The organism is Mycetocola zhadangensis (assembly GCF_003668565.1).
GTDB lineage: Bacteria > Actinomycetota > Actinomycetes > Actinomycetales > Microbacteriaceae > Mycetocola_A > Mycetocola_A zhadangensis.
On sequence record NZ_RCWJ01000003.1, the window covers coordinates 399,914 to 420,403 of the forward strand.

A 20,490-nucleotide genomic window follows, 5' to 3' on the forward strand; every position below is an offset into this window, starting at 1 on the left:
CCGCCGGCGAAGAGGCAAACGAGGCCGCAACAAACCGCGGCAATGTCACTCGCCTCTCTGATTCCGATTTCGCGGAGCTGATCGTGAATCTTGCCGGCTCCTCTGATCTTTCTGAACTGCCTCCTGCGTCTGGCAAATGGAGCCTCCCAGGGGCACAACGCAAAGTTGCCCTCTTCCGATTCCCCGACCAGAGCTGGGGGTCCCACACGACTCAACCCCCACCACTCATATCCTGAAACCGGCAATAGCGGGCTACGCGAACCATGACGTGAATGAATACCTGTCTATGCGAGCGGCTGCCGCCTTCGGCATCCCCGCAGCCCAAACAGATGTTCTGATGGTGAACGACACCCTTTCGGTTTTGGTTTCTACTCGCTATGACCGCCGCGAACGAGAAGGCTCGTGGTCTCGCATTCATCAGGAAGACTTTTGTCAGGCGCTGTCGGTTCTCCCGGAACACAAATACCAGGACAGAGGCGGTCCGGGAATCGCTCACATGGCCGACCTCATCGCGCAAATCAGAAACAGAAAGGATCGGGAGGAGAGCCGGACACGTTTTTTCGACGGCTTACTGTTCAACATCGCTGCGTGGGCGACAGACGCGCACGCGAAAAATTACTCGATTTTGCTGGCGGGCGACCGCCAAACCCTGGCCCCGCTGTACGACATTGCTTCGCATGCTCCATACCCGAGCGTGCCGAACTCGCCACCAGAAGCATCCGCAATGAAGATTGGCGGCGAGTATGCACTCGCGCGAATAGGCAAAGCACACCTCTTGAAGGCCGCCGCCAGAATACGCGTCGACACCGACTGGGCTTCGGCCCGCATTGACGAGGTCAGACAAAACGTGAGCCACACGTACGCTGAAGCGGCGATGACACTTGCAGGGGTTCCGTCGCTGCGCAGGGCTGCGCAACACGTCGTGGACTCGGTTCACCAGAAGAGTAAGGACAGGGGCTGGGTCGATAACACTTCGACGATCGACCTCGCTCTGACCACGCAGCATTCGAGACAGGACGACAGTGCCGCGCGCGATTCGCAAAGCAATTCGGGGAACAGTACGACTGCCAACCTCGGTTAGCGCCGACGGCGTGTGCCGAAAATGCCCTCGACCACGCCAGTGAGAATTGTCCTGGTTGCCCGTGAACCCAGCACCTCCTCAAGCACCGACCTCTCCTGGCGGGTGCTGGTGCGTCGCGTCGTGCCCTGCGACTTCCGCAACAACCGCTCGTACTCCGCGTCGGCCTTCTTTTGCGCGGCAGCCACCGCCTTGTCCATCGCGGCCTTCTGCTTCGCGTACTCGACCTCGGCCTTCGCCCGCGCGAGCGCCTCCTCCTCGGCCGCCGCCGCACGGTTCGCGGCCTCAATTTTCGCGGCGAGGATCTCGCGTGCCGACTCGCGGTCGACAGCGGTCCCGTATTTTTCGAGCAGGGCGGATGCCATCACGGCAGTCTCGATAGCGGCATCCGTATTCGGAGACATAAGTCCCTGGGGCGCCCGCAGTCGCGTCCAGGCGACAGGCGACGGCGCACCCTTCTCGTTCATCACGGTGACGACGGCTTCGCCTGTGCCGAGGATGGTCAGTGTCTCTTCGAGGTCGTAACCCGACGTCGGATAGGTGGACACGGTGGCACGCAGCGCCTTCGCGTCGTCTGGAGTGAATGCGCGCAGCTGGTGCTGCACGCGGGAGCCCAGCTGCGCGAGCACATCGCCAGGAACATCCTTCGGTGTCTGCGTGACAAAGAAGATGCCGACACCCTTCGAGCGGATGAGCCGAACGGTCTGGGTGATCTGCGCCAGGAAGTCCTTTGACGCGTCCCGGAACAGCAGGTGAGCCTCGTCGAAAAAGAACACCAGTTTGGGCTGATCGAGGTCGCCCACCTCGGGCAGGTCGTTGAACAGGTCGGCCAGCAGCCACATCAGGAAGGTGGAGTAGAGCGCGGGCTGGTCCCCAACACCGGGCACCTCGAGCAGGCTGATCACACCCCTGCCGTCGGCGGTTGTGCGGAGGAACTCAGCGGTGTCGATCTCGGGTTCGCCGAAGAACACATCGGCACCGCGGTCGGCGAGAGTGATGAGCTCGCGCAGGATCACCCCGACCGTTGCGCCGGAGAGTCCACCGAGTTCCTTGAGCTCTGGCTTGCCCTCCTCGCTCGCCAGGAAGGTCAGGACGGCGCGCAGGTCCGTGAGATCGAGCAACGGAAGCCCCGCTTGATCGGCGTAGTGAAAGACGAGGCCGAGGCTCGACTCCTGGGTGTTGTTGAGGCCGAGCACTTTGCTGAGCAGGAGGGGCCCGAAGCCAGCGATCGTTGCACGGATTGGCACTCCCCTGCCGACGCCGCCGAGCGAGAAGTACTCGAGCGGAAAAGCGTCGGGCGTCCAGTCCTGGCCGATGCCGGCCGTGCGGCCAAGAAGTTTGTCGTTGCCCGCGCCGGCGGCGGCCATGCCGGACAGGTCACCCTTGATGTCTGCGGCGAAAACCGAAACGCCATTCGCGCTGAGTTGCTCGGCGAGCACCTGCAGCGTGCGCGTTTTTCCCGTGCCCGTCGCGCCCGCAACAAGGCCGTGACGATTCATCATGGCGAGGGGAATGCGCACCTGTACGTCGGGCAGCGGCTCACCGTTGACGAGCGCACCCATCTCGAGTGCGGCGCCATCGAAGGCGTAGCCGGCCCGGATGCGTTCCACCTCGTCGGCTCCCAACGGCCCTGTGGCCTTGGCCTCGACCTCGGACGGTGCATCTGGGACGGCCACCGGAACCGCCGCCAACTCGGGTTCAGGCACCGACGCGGTCGCGGCGACCGCAGATCGGGTCGCCGCCTCGGTAGTTGTCGCAGCCGACCGCTCAGCCGCGTCACGGGCGGCATGCGTTGTGGCGGCTGCAGCGGTGGTCGCCTCGACGGATGCTGTCCTCGCCGCGTCTGTCGCGGCATCCGTTATCTGGTTCTTCGCGTGAGTGGCCGCGTCAGCAGCCGACCGAGCTGCATCCGTCGCGGCATCCGTCTCGGTGTGAGCGTGTGCGAGCGCGTCGTCAGCCTGTGCTTCGGCTTTCGACCTGGCCTCGGCCGCTGCGTCCTCCAGTCGCTGCAGCGCGGCAGCCGCTGCGGCCTGCGCCTTGACGGCAGCGGCCGCGAGCGCTTCCGCTTCGGCACGTGCCGCGGCCAAAGGGTCTGTCGAGTTCAGCGGGTCTGTCGAGTTCGGGGCAACGTCGCTCATGCCTGAAGCCTAGTCACCGCCGAAACCGCAGCTCGTGGGTTGCGGTGCTGCGCCGGTCGGGGCTACGCCGGCAGAATCTTCTGCGCCAGGAACTCGTTCACGAAAACGTGGTTCGGGTCGAGCCGCGCGGCGAGCGCACGGAAGTCGTCGAGCCGCGGGTAGACCCGTTCGAGCGACGCCCGGTCGCCGGTGAACACCTTGCCCCAGTGCGGGCGAGCATGAAACGGAGCGAGGGCCGCCTCGAGCTCGGGCAGGATGGCTTCAACCTCGGGCTGTTTCCGGAACCAGGTGAAGTGCAGGCCAACGGCGTCGGTCTCGAAAGCCGAGCTCAGCCACAACGAGTCGGCCGCGAGAGTGCGGACTTCACAGACCTGCAGCAGCGGGGAAATCGTACCCGCCAGGTCGCGGACCGCGGCGAGCGCTGCGGTGGCGTGTTCTCTCGGCACGAGGAACTCCGACTGCAGTTCCTCACCGTTGGACGGGGTGAAGTCGAGCCGGAAGTGCGGCAGCCGGTCGAGCCAGGCACCTGGGACACCCTTCTGGGCGGTGCAGTTCACCGCCGAGATGCCCGGCAACGGGTGGCGGTCTTGGGGTGCAGGGACCGCACCGAACAGATTCGCTGGCGCCGGAGCATCCGCTTCGGGTCTTCTCTTCAGCCAGACCTGGTCGATCACGTCCGGGTTCTGCCAGGTGGTGAAGAGGGAGACGCTGTACGCGGCACCGGTGAGAGCGTCGAAATTCGAGATCGCGGCGTCGAATGGGAGGCGCTCGAACACGGTTTGCGCGATCTCGAAGGTGGGCTGAATGTCGAGCGCCACCCGGGTGACGATGCCGAGCGCGCCGAGGCTGACGACGGCTCCGTCGAAGTCGGCGTCTCCGCGTCGCAACTGCAGGATGTCACCGGACGCGGTGACGATTTCGAGGGCTGCGACGGATGCCGCGAGCGAGCGCACGCCGTTTCCTGAGCCGTGTGTTCCGGTTACTATCGCACCACCGACGGAGATATGAGGGAGCGATGCGAGATTGGACAGTGCCCAGCCGTTACGCTGCAACTCGCTGGCCAGCTCGCCGTAGCGGATGCCGGCGCCGACCGTAACGAGGCGTCCGTGCTCCTGGATGTGCGGGGCGAAGTCGAGGTTCGCTGTCGACAGCAGCAGATCGGCGGAGTCAGCGATCGGGTTGAAGGAGTGCCGGGTGCCGAGCGCGCGGACGGCGCTCGCCCCTGTGACCAGTCGCTGCACCTCTTCGACGCTCGACGGCGCTTCGATGCGCTGAGCGCGGTAGGCGTGGTTGGCTGACCAGTTGGTTCCGACGGTGAGGGTCACGGGGGCCTTTCGTTCGACTCTCCCAATTCTGGCGGCCCAAGCGGGGAACACGCCATAGGCCTAGGCGGACAGGTGCCGCGACTGCTCGGTGGCCCACTGTCGAATCAGGTCGACTCGCACGGTGACGCCTGACCCCGGGCCGGTCGGCACGGCCAGTCGCCCGTTCGAGAGGACGAACGGTTCGGTGATGTCCTCGGCGTAGTACCGGTTGGACGCGCTCGTGTCTCCCAGCAGTGTGAAACCGGGAAGCGCGGCCAGCGCGACGTTCATGGCGCGGCCGATGCCGGTTTCGAGCATTCCGCCGCACCACACCGGAATGTGTCGCTCGACGCAGGCGTCGTGGATGGCGACGGCCGGGAGATATCCCCCGACCCGGCCCGGCTTGATGTTGATGATCGATGTCGCACCGCGCTCGATCGCGTCGACGGCCACGCCGACCGAGACGATGGACTCGTCGAGGCACACCGGGGTGGTGATGGCCCGCGCGAGCGCGATGTGCGAGGCGATGTCCTCCTCGTCGAACGGCTGCTCGATCAGAAGCAGGTCATACGCGTCGAGTTGCCCGAGGTGGGCGATATCGTCGCGCGAATAGGCGGTGTTCGCGTCGACCTGCAGAGCCACATCCGCACCGATAAGCTCGCGGACCTGCCTCACCGGTTCACAGTCCCACCCAGGTTTGATCTTGAGTTTGATGCGGCGGTACCCGGCGTCGACGTAGCCCTGCACCTCGGTGAGCAGTTCGTTGATCGACGGGCTGATGCCGACAGAGACACCGCAGTCCACCTCGGACCTAACGGCTCCGAGATATCGGGCGAAGCTGGTTCCGGATGCTCTCAGTTCCGCGTCGAGGACGGCCGCCTCGAGCGCCGCCTTGGCCATGCGATGACCGACCACAGGAGCGAACAGTCGCTCGAGGTCGGTGGCGCTCAGGGGGCTCGCGCCGAACAGCAGCGGGGCAAGGTGGTTTTCGATGACGTGGGCACAACCGTCGACGTACTCGGAGCTGTAGCTCGGTGTCGACCCGGCGACACACTCACCCCAGCCATCGCCGGTATCGGTGCGAACCTGAACGAGCAGGACGTCGCGCGCGGTTTCGCGCCCGAAGCTGGTCTCGAATGGGCGCACGAGGGGCATACCGATCCGGTGCAGCGTGATCGATTCGACCTTCATCTGCCGACAGTACCGCCCCTCGCCCTCGCCAGGCCATCGGACTATCGTGAACCGCGAAACAGCACACCGAACAAGGAGATCACCATGGCCGAGCTTTCACCGATTCAACCCTGCCTCTGGTTCAACGACAACGCGCGCGAAGCGATGGAGTACTACGTCAGCGTGTTCCCCAACTCCCGCATCACCTCTATCGACGAATACCCTGACGAGTCGCTCGACGAACACTTCGCTGGCATGTCCGGAAAGGTACTGAACGGCCAGTTCACCCTGAACGGCGTCGACTTCGTCTGCCTCGACGGTGGACCAGCCTTCACATTCAACGAGTCGATCTCGTTCGTGATCTCCTGTGCCGACCAGGCGGAGATCGACAGCTACTGGGCCGCGTTGTCCCACGTGCCCGAAGCCGAGCAGTGCGGCTGGTGTAAGGACCGGTTCGGACTCAGCTGGCAGATCATCCCGGCAAACATGGGTGAGCTTCTCGGTCGCCCCGAACAGATCCAGGTGATGATGGGCCAGAAGAAGATCGTCATCGATGAGCTGGTCAACGCCTGACCGAACGTCACCTGCCTCCGGTGATCGGCCGGTTCCTCTGTCCCACGCCCGCAACTCCGTAGGGGTAATCGTCCATCTCCGGTGCGCTTGCGTCCGTCAAACGCCGCAGTTCGTCGCCACCGAGGTGGAGGCCTGAGGCGGCCATGTTGTCTGTGAGCTGCTCGACTGCGCGCGCGCCGAGGATGACCGACGTCACGGCCGGTTGTGCCGCAAGCCAGGCGAGGGCGACCTGCGATGCCGATGCGGAGTGCGCTTCAGCGATCTCGGCGACTGCGTCGAGCACCCGCCATGTCCTCTCGTTCGCGTTCCGAGCCTCCCACGCCTCCATACCGCGCTGCGGGTTCTGACCGAGCCGGGTGAGTCCGGTCGGCGCAACATCACGCTCGTACTTTCCGCTGAGCCAGCCGCCCCCGAGGGGCGACCACGGCAGCAGGCCGATGCCGGCATCAAGCGCAGCTGGCACGATCTCGTGTTCGATGTCGCGCACGAGCAGGTTGTATTGCGGCTGCAGGGTCACCGGAGCGGTGAACCCGTGCGCTGAGGCAACGGCGACCGCTTTGGTCAGCTGCCAGCCGAGGTAGTTCGAGAAGCCGTAGTACGAAATCTTTCCTGCGGCGACAGCGTCGTCGAGAAACCTCAGCGTTTCGTCGACCGGCGTCAGGGCGTCCCACGCGTGCATCTGGTACAGGTCGATGTGCTCCACTCCGAGCCGCCGAAGCGACGCGTCCAGGGCGGTTCGCAAGTGTCGCCTCGACAACCCGACGTCGTTCGGTCCTTCTCCCATCGGGAACCGGCCCTTGGTGGCGAGCACCACCTGGCCAGCCTCGGTCGGGTGGGCGGCGAGCCAGCGGCCGATAATTTCTTCAGAAATACCGGCGCTATACACGTCGGCCGTATCGATAAAAGTCCCTCCACGCTCGATGAACGCGGTGAGCATCTCGCCGGAGGTCTCTTCGTCGGCTTCAGCACCAAATGTCATAGTGCCGAGTGCCTGCGCAGAAACGATGGCGCCTGAGCGGCCGAGCGTTCGGTATTCCATGAAATCTCCTCTGATCGAGAGATCGACGATACCGACCGCGGTTTCAGTGACACAGGGGTTGCGGTTCGCTAGACGAAAACGTAACCGCCGTGCAGGAAGGTCACCGAAAGGCGCTCAGCGAACGCCGGTTCAAACACGGCGCGAGACGCCGCTCGAAGCTCGGCCGCGGCATCCGGATCCTCACGTCGAAGACGTTCATAATCCGAATGCAAATCAAAGCGGATGCCATGGGCTGGTATTCCAAAATTCGCATGCGTCGGTTCTGTGCGGGCGATGGCACTGTCGATCGCGTCGGCCACTCGGGGAGAATCGAGTTTCCAGCTCACCTCGAATCGGTCACTCGAGTCGGAGCCGGAGATGGCGTCGTCGAGTGTCCCATAAAAGTCGGGCAGGTAGGCGCGGACCGTTGCGCCGAGTTTCTCGAGGTTGAGGTGCGCGTTGCGGCGAATCAGCGGGTCGAAGGTCCAGCGAACCTCGGTCACCCCGTGATCGAGGGCGACAGCGCGCTGGGCGAGCTTGAGCGCGAAGCCAACCCCGCCGCGGGCGGACGGCCGCACCGCTGCAACATGCGAGTGCACGTGCAGCCCGCCGTCCCAGCCGAGGACACCGACGAGTGCGCCGATCGTTTCGTCACCCCTGCACGCAACCAGCACCGTGTTTCCCGCGTGGGCGACGGCCTGGACAAATGACGGGTCAACTCCTGCGCCTCTCCCCCAGGTGTCGTCGAGCAGCTGCGCGATGGCTCTGTAATCGTCGAGAGCCGTGGCCGACCGAATAACGGTTGTGGCGGCATCCGCTGCTGCTTGTGCCTGTGTCCAGGCATCCGTCACAGAACGGGTTCCTTCCGATCGGGAACGGCTGCTGATTTTTTATGTTTGGGTTCGCCCGAGATACGCGACGCGAACGGTGCCCAGAGGATGAGGACGACGCCGGCTCCGAGCAGCGCTCCACCGATGGTGTCCGTGAGCCAGTGCACGCCGAGGTAGGTGCGAGAGAACATCATCAGGGCCACCCAGATTGCGCCGGCCGCCCAGACCCAAACCCTCGGAAAAATGATCCCGAGCGCAACGGCCATGGTCGCCGCGTTCGCTGCATGCCCCGACGGGAATGAGCCGAAGTCGCTTGTCACGAGCATCTCTTCAGGACGTGCTCGACCAACGATGCTCTTGAGCAGCTGGGCAACGCCGACGCTCGCGATCGAGGCGACCGCGAAGAAGAGGGAGGCCCACGGCCGTTTGATGAGCAGCAGAACGATAACGATGAGTACCGGCAGGACATAGGTTCCGAAGATCCCGCCGCCGAGCCAGTTCATTCCGTAGGAAAGCCACTCGAGGAAGGGCAGCCGGTTCTCGTCGAAGACCTCTTCGCTCCACTCAGAGTCGACCATGAACGGCAGGGTGTTGCCGCGCTGCACGATCAGGAAGGCGAGCACCACGCCGAGAAATAGCGCGATTCCACCGGAGATGTACGGCCAGCGGTTGGTGATCCGTTTGGCTGACGGGTCTGCGTGAATCTCTGACATCCGTTAATCATGCCCCGGGCAGCGAAATTGTGCGGATGCGCCCAAACCGTTGACATTGCGCCCGGAGCCATGTATTTCCCCTCATCTCGGGAGACACCTGGCTCCGGCGCGAGTGGTCAGCTGGCCGTCTCGACCAGGCTGAGCTGCGTGACCTCGACCCGGACATAACGCTCGGACGCGGGAGTCACGGCAGCGGAGGTACCGGTGATCTCGACTCCGCACTCCGTTTCGCGCGTGTCACAGGACGGCCCGACCCACAGCTCGACGGAGCCCGGCTCCACAATGCGCTGCATCTTCCTGTCGGAAAACGCCAGTCGGGACGTGGGAACCTGGAACTCGACGCTGACCGCTTCACCTGGAGCGAGGGGAACGCGGGCGTAGCCGAGCAGTTGCGCGACCGGTCGCGTCACACTGCCCTGAACGTCGCGGGCGTAGAGCTGGACAACGTCGGCACCTTCGACATCGCCCGTGTTCTGCACCCGAACGCGAGCGGTGAATGTGCCACCCGCCTCAACCTCCGGCGCGTCGACGGTGAGTTCGGAGTGTTCGAACGAGGTGTACGAGAGGCCGTGACCGAACGGGAGCACCGGAGCGCTCGACGCGCTGGTGATCTCCGACGGGCCGCCCAGGATCGGGTGGAGGTACGAGTACGGCTGGGCACCTGCTGATCTGGGCAGTGTCACAGGTAGGCGACCGGATGGGACGACCCGTCCGCTGAGAACACCGGCGATCGCTCCAGCGCCCTCTTCGCCGGGGAAGAACGCCTGCACAACGGCTCGCGGGGCGCTTGGCCCTTCGATCGCCCAGTCGATCGCGTACGGGCGACCGGTGAGAAGCACCAGGACAACCGGGGTCCCAGTGGCAACCACGCGTTCGATCAGCTCTCGCTGCACGCCGGGCAGCTCGAGGCTCTCGACGTCGTTGCCTTCGCCGACGGTGCCGCGCCCGAACAGGCCGGCACGGTCCCCGGCAACAACGATGGCGAGCTCAGCGTCGCCCGCTGCTTTCACGGCCTCGTCGATGCCGGAGGTGTCGTCGCCATCGACGTCGCAGCCGCGCAGCACCGAGATGTCAGCTGCAGGCAGCTCGCTGCGCAACGCCTCGGCCAGCGAGGGAATCTCCAACCCGAGTGGCACCTCCGGGTGGTGCGCGAGCACGTGGTTCACGAAGGAGTAGCAGCCCATGAGCGCCTCGGCCGAGTTCGCGTTTGGCCCGAGAACCGCGATGCGAGCTGGCCCGTCTGTGCCATGGCGGAGCGGCAGCGTTCCATCGTTCGTGAGCAGGACCACCGATTCCTCGGCGATCCGTCTAGCGACGTCACGATGAGCAGGCGAGTCGAGGTCGATCGACTCCGGTGGTGAGTCAAAGGTCTCATCGAGAAGACCGAGCTCTTCCTTCTGCGCCAACAGCCTAAGAACGGCACGGTCGACGATGGCGATGTCGGTTTGCCCCGTGCGAACCCGCTCGGCCAGAGGTTCGAGAAACGCATCGCCCGTGGGAAGCTCAACGTCGATGCCGGCCTGAAGAGCCAGCTCGGCCGCGTGCCCCAGGTCGACAGCGACCGCGTGCATGACCTGAAGGAACGCGACCGAGAAGTAGTCGGAGACCACAACACCGTCGAATCCCCATTGCCCGCGCAGTACGTCGGTGAGGTAGGTGTCGTCCGCGGCGATCGGAATACCGTCGATTTCGGCGTACGAGTTCATCACCGAGCGAACACCACCGTCGAGCACCGCCATCTCAAACGGCGGAAGAAGAATGTCGGCGATCTCACGCGGTCCGGCGTGCACTGGCGCGTGGTTGCGCCCGCTCTGTGATGCGGAGTAGCCGACGAAGTGCTTGAGTGTCGCGTGCACTCCCTCCGACTGGAGGCCTCGAACATACGCCGTCGCGATCGTGCCGACCACGTAAGGGTCTTCGGCAATGCACTCATCCACACGTCCCCAGCGAGGGTCGCGAATCACGTCGAGCACCGGTGCGAGCCCCTGGTGGATGCCGAGGGTGCGCATCGACTGTCCAATCAGTTGACCCATCTCCTCAACGAGTTCCGGGTCGAACGCCGCACCCCAGGCCAGCGGCGTTGGGAACGTTGCGGCCTGCCAGGCAGCCAGGCCGGTGAGGCACTCTTCGTGCACGAGCGCCGGAATCCCCAGCCTCGTTTCTTCTCTCAGCCGACGTTGTTCGGCCCACAGCCAGGCCGCGCGCTCGATCGGCTCGACCGGACGCGTGCCATAGACCCGCGTGAGGTGTCCGAGTCCGTGCTCCGTGGCATCCGCATATCTGTTGCTCGACGCCATCTCACCCTGCATTGGCGCGACAATGTCGGGGCCCTGGTCGACCCAGTAGCCAACCAGCTGCGCAAGCTTTTCGTCCAGTGTCATGCGTGCGTGCAGCTCTCGCACACGTTTCGACGTTTCAGGCAGGCCCGAATATCCCATTACGTTGTCTTCCTTTATTTCTGAATTCGCGGATGCCATCGGCGACGTCGCGGTCGAACCGTCGATCATCCCTTGACCGCGCCGGTCAACCCGCCGACGATGCGGCGCTCAAACAGGCTGAAGAAGATCAGCGCCGGAATCATCGACAGCGACGTGAATGCGAGCACCTTCGCCGTGTCGACCGAGTACTGCGACGCGAACGATTGCACACCGAGTGGCAGCGTGAATGACGCCTCGTTGTTGAGGATGAACAGCGGCAGGATGTATCCGTTCCAGCTGGCGATGAACGCGAGGATGCCCGTTGTGATGACACCGGGAACCGCAAGAGGCACAACCATGCGCCAGAAGAAGCCGATGCGCGAGCATCCGTCGATGAATGCGGCTTCTTCGATCTCGTCCGGGATCGCTCGGAGGAACGGAACCAGGATGATGATCGTCGTGGGCAGCGCGAACGCGATCTGCGGCAGGATGATGCCGCCGAGGTTGTTCATGAGGCCGAGGTTCTTGATCACCAGGTAGAGCGGGGTGATCGCGACGGTCATCGGAAACATCAGGCCGGCCGCGAACACCGCGTAGAGGAGCCCGCGCGCCTGGAACCTGTACCGAGCGATGACGTAGCTGGCCATGAGTCCCAGGGTGACAACACCGATGGTTGTTGCTCCGGCAGCGATTGTTGAGTTGAGCACCTGGCGCCAGAACACCGACCCGACGAGGACGTCGACGTAGTTGCCGATGTTCCACGGAGCGGGGAAACCGGACGGGTCGGTGGAGATCTGCGCGTTTGTGCGGAAGCCGCCGAGGACGATGTACGCGATCGGCGCCAGCATGAGGATGATGACGACCACGGCGAGCGCATAGACGCCTGGGTGGCCCCACGGAAGTGTGGGCTTCAGTTTCGAAAGGATGGGCTGCGGCGCTGGCGCGACAGCTGTTGTCGAGGTCATGTGCTGCTCTTCTCGGTCAGGGCACCGTCGGTGTCGCGCCGCAGGACGAAGCGCTGGTAGACGAGGGCAACGGCAAGGGAGATCAGGAACAGCACGACGGCGACGGCGTTGCCGTAACCGAAGTTGCCCGAGGTCCGACCGTTGGCGACCATGTACGTGGCCATGGTCGAGGTTCCCGCTGTTGAGGCGATGTACTGGCCCCAGATGATGTAGACGAGGTCGAACAGCTGGAGCGATCCGATGATCGACAGGAAGGCCCAGATCCGTAGGGTGGGGCCGAGGAGCGGCAACGTGATCTGGCGTTGGATCTGCCAGAACGAGGCACCATCGATCTGGGCGGCCTCGGTGAGTTCGTCCGGGATTCCCTGGAGACCGGCGAGGAAGAGGATCACGGCGAACCCGATGTACTTCCACGTGATGATGAGCATCAACGTCCACATGGCGATGTCGGGGTTCGACAGCCAGTCGGCCTGAAGGAAACCGAGACCGAGCTTCTCCAGCATGCCGTTGAGTGCACCGTTGGACTGGAGCATCAGGCTCCATCCGGTGCCGACGACCACTTCGGAGATCACGTATGGAACGAAGATCAAAACCCGGATGATCGACTGACCACGCATCTTGCGGTTGAGCAGCAGCGCGAGCAGGATCGCGGCCGGTCCCTGCAGAACGAGGGAAAGGACAACGATGATGCCGTTGTGGCGGACCGCGTCGATGAAGGTGGGGTCCTGGAGGATCGTGACGTAGTTCTGGAGGCCCACAAAATCGGTTGCGGGGCCGTATCCCTGCCAGCGGAAGAAGCCGTAGTACGCGGCCATGACGACAGGGAAGATGACAAATGCGAGGAAGACGATCAGTGCTGGCCCGACGAGGAGGGCGATCTCAATACGGGTCGCCCAACTCATCTTTCGCCGACCAACCAGGGGCGGTGGTGTGCCGCCCCCGGTCGAATCGTCACCCGCGGTCACCTGTGGTTCTGCAGGTGAGTAGGTGCGAGTGGTCATAGTGTGGCGAACCTTAGCCCTTCTTGGCTGCGTCGTTCACGGCGGAGACAAGTCCGGCAGGGTCGGTCTTGCCTGCGAGCAGGTCGACAACGGCGACGTTCAGGGCGTTACCGATGTTGAGGCCGTACACGGTGTCGAGCCACTGGGAGACGTACGGCGCTGCGTTGTATGTCTCCAGGATCTGCTTCAGGTACGGCTCCTCGACCGCTTCCTGGGCAACCGTGTTCACCGGAGGAGCGTTGAATGCCGCGTAGTACTCCTTCTGCACGTCAGCTGTCGCGAGGTAGTTGAGGAAGTCGACGCACTCGTCCGGTGCGTTTGCACCGCAGGAATAACCGTCGACACCGCCGAGGACGGAGCCGGGCTCGCCGTCTCCACCTGGAACCTCGGGGAACGGGAACCAGGCCAGGTCCGCAAGCGGCTTCTCATCCGGCGTCAATGAAGCGATGACACCCGGGTTCCATGCACCCATGAGCTCCATGCCTGCCTGGTGGTTGGCGATAAGTCCAGCAGAGCTTCCAGCGCCCTGCTGGGCGGAGGTGGTGAGGAAGCCGTTGTTGAACGGCTCCGTTCCGGCAAAGTCGGAAAGCTGCTGAGCGGCGTCCTCCCAGCACGGGGCGCTGAAGTCCTTCTCGTCCTGAGCCTTCGCCAGGGTGTCAGGCGAGCAGGCGCGAAGGGCGAAGTGGTAGTACCAGTGCGCTGCTGGCCATGCATCCTTGGCACCGAGAGCGATCGGCTCAACGCCGCTGTCACGCAGCTGGCCGACGGCGGTCTCGAGTTCATCGATCGTCTTCGGTGTCTCAGTGATTCCCGCTGCGGTGAAAAGGTCCTGGCTGTAGAACAGCCCACCGGGGAGCACGGCGACGGGCATCGCATAGACCTTGCCGTCCAGGGTGTTGGCCTTGAACGACCCCTCGGGGATCTCCTCTGTGGCCGTGTCCGACAGCTTGTCGGTGAGGTCCATGACCTGTCCGGCTGCCACCATGGCTGCCAGCTTCCCGCCTCCTCGCTGGAGGAAGATGTCGGGGGCATCGCCGGAGTTGAGCGCCGTCTGGAGCTTCCCGTCGAGGTCCTCGTTCTGGATCGACTGGACTTTGATGGTGACGCCGTCGTTCGCCTTCTCGAAATCGGCAACCGTCTTGTTCCAGAACTCTTTCCCTGGGCCGGTTGTCGAGTTCTGCCAAAGCGTCATCTCGACGGATCCATCACTGCTGGAACCATTGTCGGAGCCAGCGCAGGCACTCAGCACGAGTGCGGCAGCCATCATGACTGCGGACCCGGCGAGGACTTTTCTTGCCTTCATTACTCACCTGTTCTCTTCGTTGAGCGACACCCCGTCGAGGGTGTCGTTGGTGCTTCACCGGCTGGGTGCCGGTTTGTGTTCCGTGGTCCTTGCTGTGGACTCTTCGGCCGTTTCATCTGCGAAACGGGCCGATCGTTCTCGTGATGTGACGAGCGAACCCTCGAAGTTTTACAAGTGCTGCGGCGACTGTCAAACGTTTTCGAAAACCTTTTCCATCCGGATGCTAATGTCACCGGTATGACACGACGAGTGACGATTCATGATGTAGCTCACGAGGCTGGTGTCTCGGTGGCCACGGTGTCGAAGGCGGTCAATGGGCGCTATGGAATCGCTGTCGAGACGTCGCGCCGCGTGATGGAAGCTGTCGAAAAGCTCGGATACGCCTCGAGCCTGGTCGCCAGCAGCATGCGGTCGAGGCGTACGGGTGTCATCGGCGTGCTGGTCGCGGACTTTGAACCGTTCAGCGCAGAAATACTCAAGGGTGTGAGCCTCGCCCTCCGGGATTCTGAACTCGACCTTCTTGCGTACAGCGGATCCCGGCAGCGCGACAGTACTGGCTGGGAACGACGGTCGCTTTCAAGGCTCAGCGGAACCCTCATCGACGGCGCGATCATGGTCACTCCGACGGTGATCAAGGCGTCCTCAGACATTCCGATCGTCGCGATCGACCCGCACGCCGGACCCATGGACCTGCCGACCGTCGAGTCCGACAACTTCGGTGGAGCGTTGCTCGCCACCAGGCACCTGATTCAGTTGGGGCACCGCCGGGTGGGTTTTGTCGCGGGCCGCCCGGACTTGCGCTCGTCCCGACTGCGCGAGGCCGGCTACCGGCAGGGGCTTCAGGAGGCTGGGATTCCATTCAGGCAGGATCTTGTTCGAGTGGGTCTGTACCAGCAGGACACGGCGAAGGAGAGCACAACGTCACTGTTGAGTGGACTCGAACGCCCGACAGCGATCTTCGCCGCGAACGACCTGTCTGCGATCGCGGTCATCGAGAGGGCAACCAGTTTGGGGCTCACGGTGCCCGGCGACCTGTCAGTGATCGGATTTGATGACATCCCCGAGGCGGCGCAGTTGTCCACGCCGCTGACGACAATTCGCCAGTCCATGCAGAAGCTCGGAGAGGACGCTGTCGAACTGCTGCTGACGCTCATGGACGGCCAGGAGCCCATCGATATGCACATCCGGCTCCCGACGGCGCTGGTGCGTCGGGCCACGACCGCTCCCCCCGCACTGTAGACGACGCGCACTCGCATCGCGCGCTCGCCAGCGCCGTTGCCATCCTCGGGAGCACCACGTCCACCGGCAGATTATTGGTCACAAACGCGTGGTCGTCAACCCCGCAACTTTCTCAAATTGCGACCGCATACTGGCTCACCACGACGGAATCCATCCCAGCCACCCAGCGGCCTGAGGGCTGCCGATGCGCACCGAGAAGGTGCCGGACGGGGGTGACCCGTTGGAACTCACTCAACGGAGGACGCCGCCCGACACCGGGCTGCGGACAAACGAGAAGATGGGAACGAAATGATTGATTCGAACGCAACAGGAAGCCTGATCGGCGCCACCGTTTTCGACCCCAACGGGGACAAGATCGGAAAGATCGGGCAGATTTACGTCGACCCTCAGGACGGTCACCCCGAGTGGGCGAGTGTCAGTACCGGGCTCTTCGGTACGTCCGAGTCCTTTGTTCCGCTCGAGGATGCGACGTTCGATGGCGAGCAGGTCCGTGTCTCTTACGACAAGAGCTTCGTCAAAGATGCTCCCCGAATCGAACCGGAGGGAGCGTTCAGCTCAGAGGAAGAGCAGCGGATCTATGGGTACTACAGCCGGGAATACACCACCCCAGCGACTGAAACGTACGAGACTGACGCTCACACCACGGACGCAACGGTCGGCCACGACACATCCGGGCCCAACACAGACTCAGCGATGACACGCTCTGAAGAGCAGCTGCACGTGGGAACTGAGCAGGTCCAGACGGGTCGAGCACGGCTCCGCAAGTACGTCGTCACCGAGCAGCAGAATGTCACGGTGCCGGTCACTCACGAAGAGGTGCGGCTGGAGCGCGAGCCGATTACCGACGCGAACGTGGGCGATGCCCTCTCCGGGCCGGACATCAGTGAGGAAGAGCACGAGGTCGTTCTCACGGAGGAACGCGTCGTTGTCGAAAAGGAGACGGTCCCCGTCGAGCGCGTGAAGCTCGACAAAGAGACGGTCACTGAGCAGCAAACCGTCACGGAGAACGTCCGGAAGGAAGAGGTCGAACTCGACACGGACGGCACTGACACGCACACCAGGTAGTCCCGCCTGACCGGTCTCGGGGTTTCCCCTCGGCCGTCAGACAGCAACCAAGAAGGGGCTCCCGGCCTGGCGGAGACGCCGGCCGGGAGCCGCTTGTCTATTCACTACCGCTCACAGGCGAAGCCCACAGCCGACCAGGACACAGGTGGCAGCGTCACGGTGAGCAGCCCGCCAGCAAGCACGGCACCGCTGAGCTCTCGCAGCCCGACCCGCTCCCTGTCGTCAATCGTGTTCTTGGCGTACACATCCTCATCGTGAAGCGTGACGGCCTCGGTAATCGTCGTGGCGTCGAGTGACGCGAGGTTGACGGTCACCTCGATCGCCTCGGTCTGGCTCCGGTTCACGAGAAACAGTGACCCGGTGCCCGACTCGGAATCCGCTGTCGCAACGGCGTCGACCAGAGGCGCCAAACCATAGGCCGCGGTCTCGTATGTTCCGACGTCTATCCGCGGGCGAAGCACCTCACCCTTCGCCAGTCGCGACGTCACCGAGAACGGGAAGAACGTGGTCTGACGCCACGCTCCCCCACTCGGCTCGGTCATAATTGGCGCGATCACGTTGACCAATTGAGCAAGAGAAGCGGATGCCACGCGGTCGTGATTCTTGAGAAGCGTAATCAGCAGATTTCCCAGCACGACAGCATCCGCTACCGAGTAGACGTCCTCGAGCTGGCGGGGCGCGAAACGCCACTCGTTGTTGACTTCGTTGGACGCCTGGTGCTCTTCCAGATACCAGACGTTCCACTCGTCGAAGGAGAGCTTGATCTTCTTGTTACTCCGAAGCTTGTTACCGACGTGGTCAGCGGTGGATACGACAGTCTCGATGAAGTACTGCATTTCGAGTGACGATGCGAGGAACGATCCGAGGTCTCCCTGACGCTCCTGGTAATAGGCGTGGCAGGAAATGTAGTCGACGTGCTCGTAGCTGTGCTCGAGGACAGTACGCTCCCAGTCACCGAAGGTCGGCATGGTCGAGCCGCTTGAACCGCAAACGACGAGCTCGAGATCTTTGTCGGCGGCCTTCATGGCCTGCGCTGTGCGGGCAGCGAGCTTGCCGTAGTCGTCTGCCGTCATGTAACCGGTCTGCCACGGACCGTCCATCTCGTTGCCAAGACACCACAAGCGGATGTCATGCGGTTCCGGCGATCCATTGTCAATGCGTTGGTCACTGAGCGCGGTACCGGACGGGTGGTTTGCGTACTCGAGCAGATCCAGCGCGGCCTCGATGCCGCGGGTTCCGAGGTTGACGGCCATCATCAGCTCGGAGCCGGTGAGTTTGCACCAGCGAGCGAACTCATCGGTGCCGACCTGGTTCGACTCGAGCGAGTGCCAGGCAAGGTCGCGGCGAACAGGACGGCTCTCCTTCGGTCCGACGCCGTCTTCCCAGCGGTAGCCGGAGACGAAGTTGCCGCCCGGGTAGCGGATCGTGGTTGACCCGAGCTCCTTGACGAGGTCAACGACGTCGAGGCGAAAGCCATCCTCATTCGCCGTCGGGTGTCCCGGTTCGTAAATGCCGTCATACACGCAGCGCCCGAGGTGCTCGACGAAGGATCCGAAGATGCGTCGGTTGAGGGGGGCGATGACGGCTGTGCGGTCGACGGTGATTCGTGCGGTGGTCACGGGGTGGATTCCTCACTCTACAACGTTGTAAATACTCGACTCATAGTGAAGGAAGAAGTGGGTTCGGTCAAGGGTGAGGCGAACAACGTCGACCTGGCGCGACTATTCGCTTCCGAATTGAGTGTCGGCGGGTGATGATCTGCTGAGACATGATCAGCTCGATGACGATCTCGATACCGGGCATCTCGAGGCGGCGGTGTCGATATCCATATATCTCTATGTCGATGCCAGCGTCAGCGCGTCAGCCCGTCAACCCGTCAGCGTCAGCGTCAGCGTCAGCGTCAGCGTCAGCGTCAGCGTCGATGCCGACATCGATGTCTATGTCGGGGTGATTCCAGCGTCAATGCCAGCGTCTTTGCGGCATCGATGCCGATGTCAGAGGTGGGTGGTGTACTGAAGTCATGAACGAAGCAGTTCGACACTCAGGGTTCCGCACCTTTGCGGGCGCCCCGCCGTGCCGCTGCTTTCCGGGTTGTGCTGCTGGTTCGGTGTTCGGTGGTGACCGGGTGTTATGACTCTCGCGGTGAGTGATCTTCTCCCGGCCGTAGGGTCGGAGGGAGAGGCTGCGCTCACCAGCCTGTTGCAGCATCTTGGTGACGTTCTCACTGTCCTGGATTTGGATCATTTGGACCGGTTGAGCGGGGACCAACTGTTGACGCAGATGAGTCAGGTTGCTCATGTGCTGCGCGGCAGTGAAGCCGCGCTCGCGGCGATGAGCGCGGAAGTGGCGGTGCGGTCCGACCCGGTCCGTGGTGGGGAGGGCCTCGCCGCGAAGCACACCTATCAGCGTCCGTCGCAGTTGATCGAGGTGATCACCGGGCTGTCGTCAGCGACAGCGGGCCGGTTGATCCGGGTCGGGCAACGCACCACCCAACGCGTCAGCGACGCCGGACTGCCGCTGCCGCCCCTGTTCCCGGCCGTCAGCAAAGCGTTGCATGAGGGTTTGATCGGAGTGGACGCTGCGGAGAACATCACCCGTGAACTCTCTCTCGCCGCACCCCGAGCCGAGGTGGAGCACCTCGCGATCGCGGAAACCGCGCTCGTGGAACAGGCCACCGGCGCAGGATGGCGTGACGGACTGCCCCTCTCAGCGGACCTGATCACGATACAGGCACGGCAGTGGCGAGAACGGCTCGACGAAGACGGCATCGAACCGCGCACCGAGAAAGCGTTCCTGAAACGCGACTTCTGGATCGCCCGCACCACCACCCCCGACGGACTGGTGAAGTTCGGCGGTCAGGTCACCGTCGACGTCGGCACGAAACTGCACGCCTTGTTGGATGCGATCCTGAGCCCACGAACCGACTGCCGCTACCTCCCGCCCGAAGACCCCACCAGCATTCAAGACGATGAGGCAAGTGCCACTCCACAGGATGGGAATGCACAAGTTTCCGGAAGCGCCGCACTGTTCGATGCTGAGGCTGCCGGCCCAGACACGGCACACGACGGGACGAAGCACAGCGAGGCAGAGCACGACGAGGCGGAGCACGACGCCAGGGTCAAAGACCGACGAACGGCGGGGCAGAAACGCGCAGATGTATTCGCGGCGATGATCGACGCCCTCGCCCGCGGCACGGACGTTCCCACGGTCAGCGGAGCCTCACCCACCGTGGTCGTGACGGTCACGGCCGAGGTTCTCGAACGGGAAAAGGGCACCGGACAGATCGTCGGCATCAACGCCCCTGTCGCGTTCTCCAGCATCAAACAGATCCTCTGCGACGCCAGCATCGTCCCGGTTTTCATCGACCCAGACGGCACGATCGTTGCCCTCGGCAACGATCAACGCCGATTCAACCGCACCCAGCGCATGGGCATGATCGCCCGGGACGGCCCCACCTGCGCCATGCCTGACTGTCAGATCCCGGCCACCGGTTGTGAAGCCCACCACGTGACCGAGCACAGCCAAGGCGGACCGACCGATATCGACAACGGTGCCCTGTTCTGCTGGTTCCACCACCGCATGATCGACACCGGAGTTTTCACCGTTGAAATGGTCAATGGCAAACCCAAGGTCACCATCGCCGAGCGGCTCCGCCGCAAACCCTATTTCCAATAGG

16 protein-coding genes are annotated in these 20,490 nt (G+C 63.5%); 5 read left to right on the plus strand and 11 right to left on the minus strand.

Annotated features, from left to right (window positions below; translation table 11 throughout):
* The first annotated feature begins 136 nt into the window (after nt 1–136).
* On the plus strand, nt 137–1,081 hold the full coding sequence (locus tag D9V28_RS12530; RefSeq protein ID WP_121660066.1) for a HipA domain-containing protein: 945 nt from the start codon (nt 137–139) through the stop codon (nt 1,079–1,081).
* On the opposite strand, the gene D9V28_RS12535 is transcribed toward D9V28_RS12530, so the two are convergent.
* The 3 genes from D9V28_RS12535 to menC all read right to left on the minus strand — a co-directional run bounded on the left by D9V28_RS12535 (nt 1,078) and on the right by menC (nt 5,711).
* Nucleotides 1,078–3,216, minus strand: coding sequence for a helicase HerA-like domain-containing protein (locus D9V28_RS12535; RefSeq protein ID WP_121660067.1), 2,139 nt, complete (start codon nt 3,214–3,216; stop codon nt 1,078–1,080). The two genes, D9V28_RS12530 and D9V28_RS12535, sit on opposite strands and share 4 nt — an antisense overlap.
* 62 nt (nt 3,217–3,278) lie before the next feature.
* Nucleotides 3,279–4,541, minus strand: coding sequence for a D-arabinono-1,4-lactone oxidase (locus D9V28_RS12540; RefSeq protein ID WP_121660068.1), 1,263 nt, complete (start codon nt 4,539–4,541; stop codon nt 3,279–3,281).
* 60 nt (nt 4,542–4,601) lie between these two features.
* A complete protein-coding gene (gene menC, locus D9V28_RS12545) occupies nt 4,602–5,711 on the minus strand; it encodes an o-succinylbenzoate synthase (RefSeq protein WP_121660069.1) in 1,110 nt (369 codons plus the stop codon).
* Between the two features lie 84 nt (nt 5,712–5,795).
* Here menC and D9V28_RS12550 point away from each other — a divergent pair, with 84 nt between their 5' ends.
* Entirely contained in the window at nt 5,796–6,263 is a 468-nt protein-coding gene (locus tag D9V28_RS12550; RefSeq protein ID WP_121660070.1) for a VOC family protein, read from the plus strand.
* Between the two features lie 7 nt (nt 6,264–6,270).
* Here D9V28_RS12550 and D9V28_RS12555 read toward each other — a convergent pair whose 3' ends face one another.
* The 7 genes from D9V28_RS12555 to D9V28_RS12585 form a co-directional block, all read right to left on the minus strand.
* Complete coding sequence (locus D9V28_RS12555) at nt 6,271–7,302, minus strand: aldo/keto reductase (protein WP_121660071.1); 1,032 nt, start codon at nt 7,300–7,302, stop codon at nt 6,271–6,273.
* A gap of 68 nt (nt 7,303–7,370) precedes the next feature.
* Nucleotides 7,371–8,132: a GNAT family N-acetyltransferase gene (locus tag D9V28_RS12560; RefSeq protein WP_121660072.1), complete on the minus strand. Its 762-nt coding sequence runs from the start codon at nt 8,130–8,132 to the stop codon at nt 7,371–7,373.
* Complete coding sequence (locus tag D9V28_RS12565; protein WP_121660073.1) at nt 8,129–8,824, minus strand: phosphatase PAP2 family protein; 696 nt, start codon at nt 8,822–8,824, stop codon at nt 8,129–8,131. Before D9V28_RS12565 ends, D9V28_RS12560 begins: the two co-directional genes overlap by 4 nt.
* A 116-nt stretch (nt 8,825–8,940) precedes the next feature.
* Nucleotides 8,941–11,262, minus strand: a complete 2,322-nt coding sequence (locus tag D9V28_RS12570) for a beta-xylosidase/alpha-l-arabinosidase (RefSeq protein WP_121660074.1) — start codon at nt 11,260–11,262, stop codon at nt 8,941–8,943.
* A 65-nt stretch (nt 11,263–11,327) separates the two neighbouring features.
* Nucleotides 11,328–12,206: a carbohydrate ABC transporter permease gene (locus tag D9V28_RS12575; RefSeq protein WP_121660075.1), complete on the minus strand. Its 879-nt coding sequence runs from the start codon at nt 12,204–12,206 to the stop codon at nt 11,328–11,330.
* On the minus strand, nt 12,203–13,207 hold the full coding sequence (locus D9V28_RS12580) for a carbohydrate ABC transporter permease (protein ID WP_121660076.1): 1,005 nt from the start codon (nt 13,205–13,207) through the stop codon (nt 12,203–12,205). Before D9V28_RS12580 ends, D9V28_RS12575 begins: the two co-directional genes overlap by 4 nt.
* Nucleotides 13,208–13,220: 13 nt before the next feature.
* Nucleotides 13,221–14,510 carry an extracellular solute-binding protein gene (locus D9V28_RS12585; RefSeq protein ID WP_121660077.1) on the minus strand — a complete coding sequence of 430 codons (1,290 nt, stop codon included), beginning with the start codon at nt 14,508–14,510 and terminating at the stop codon, nt 13,221–13,223.
* A gap of 237 nt (nt 14,511–14,747) precedes the next feature.
* Between D9V28_RS12585 and D9V28_RS12590 the strand changes: the two genes are divergently transcribed.
* Both D9V28_RS12590 and D9V28_RS12595 read left to right on the plus strand, forming a co-directional pair.
* Nucleotides 14,748–15,749 carry a LacI family DNA-binding transcriptional regulator gene (locus D9V28_RS12590; protein WP_121660078.1) on the plus strand — a complete coding sequence of 334 codons (1,002 nt, stop codon included), beginning with the start codon at nt 14,748–14,750 and terminating at the stop codon, nt 15,747–15,749.
* Nucleotides 15,750–16,037: 288 nt separating this feature from the next.
* Nucleotides 16,038–16,814 (plus strand): DUF2382 domain-containing protein, encoded by a 777-nt coding sequence (locus tag D9V28_RS12595; RefSeq protein ID WP_121660079.1) that lies wholly within the window; start codon nt 16,038–16,040, stop codon nt 16,812–16,814.
* Between the two features lie 104 nt (nt 16,815–16,918).
* Here D9V28_RS12595 and arfA read toward each other — a convergent pair whose 3' ends face one another.
* Entirely contained in the window at nt 16,919–18,433 is a 1,515-nt protein-coding gene (gene arfA, locus D9V28_RS12600; RefSeq protein WP_121660080.1) for an arabinosylfuranosidase ArfA, read from the minus strand.
* A gap of 523 nt (nt 18,434–18,956) precedes the next feature.
* Between arfA and D9V28_RS12610 the strand changes: the two genes are divergently transcribed.
* Entirely contained in the window at nt 18,957–20,489 is a 1,533-nt protein-coding gene (locus D9V28_RS12610) for an HNH endonuclease signature motif containing protein (RefSeq protein WP_183086530.1), read from the plus strand.
* Nucleotide 20,490: the final 1 nt, after the last annotated feature.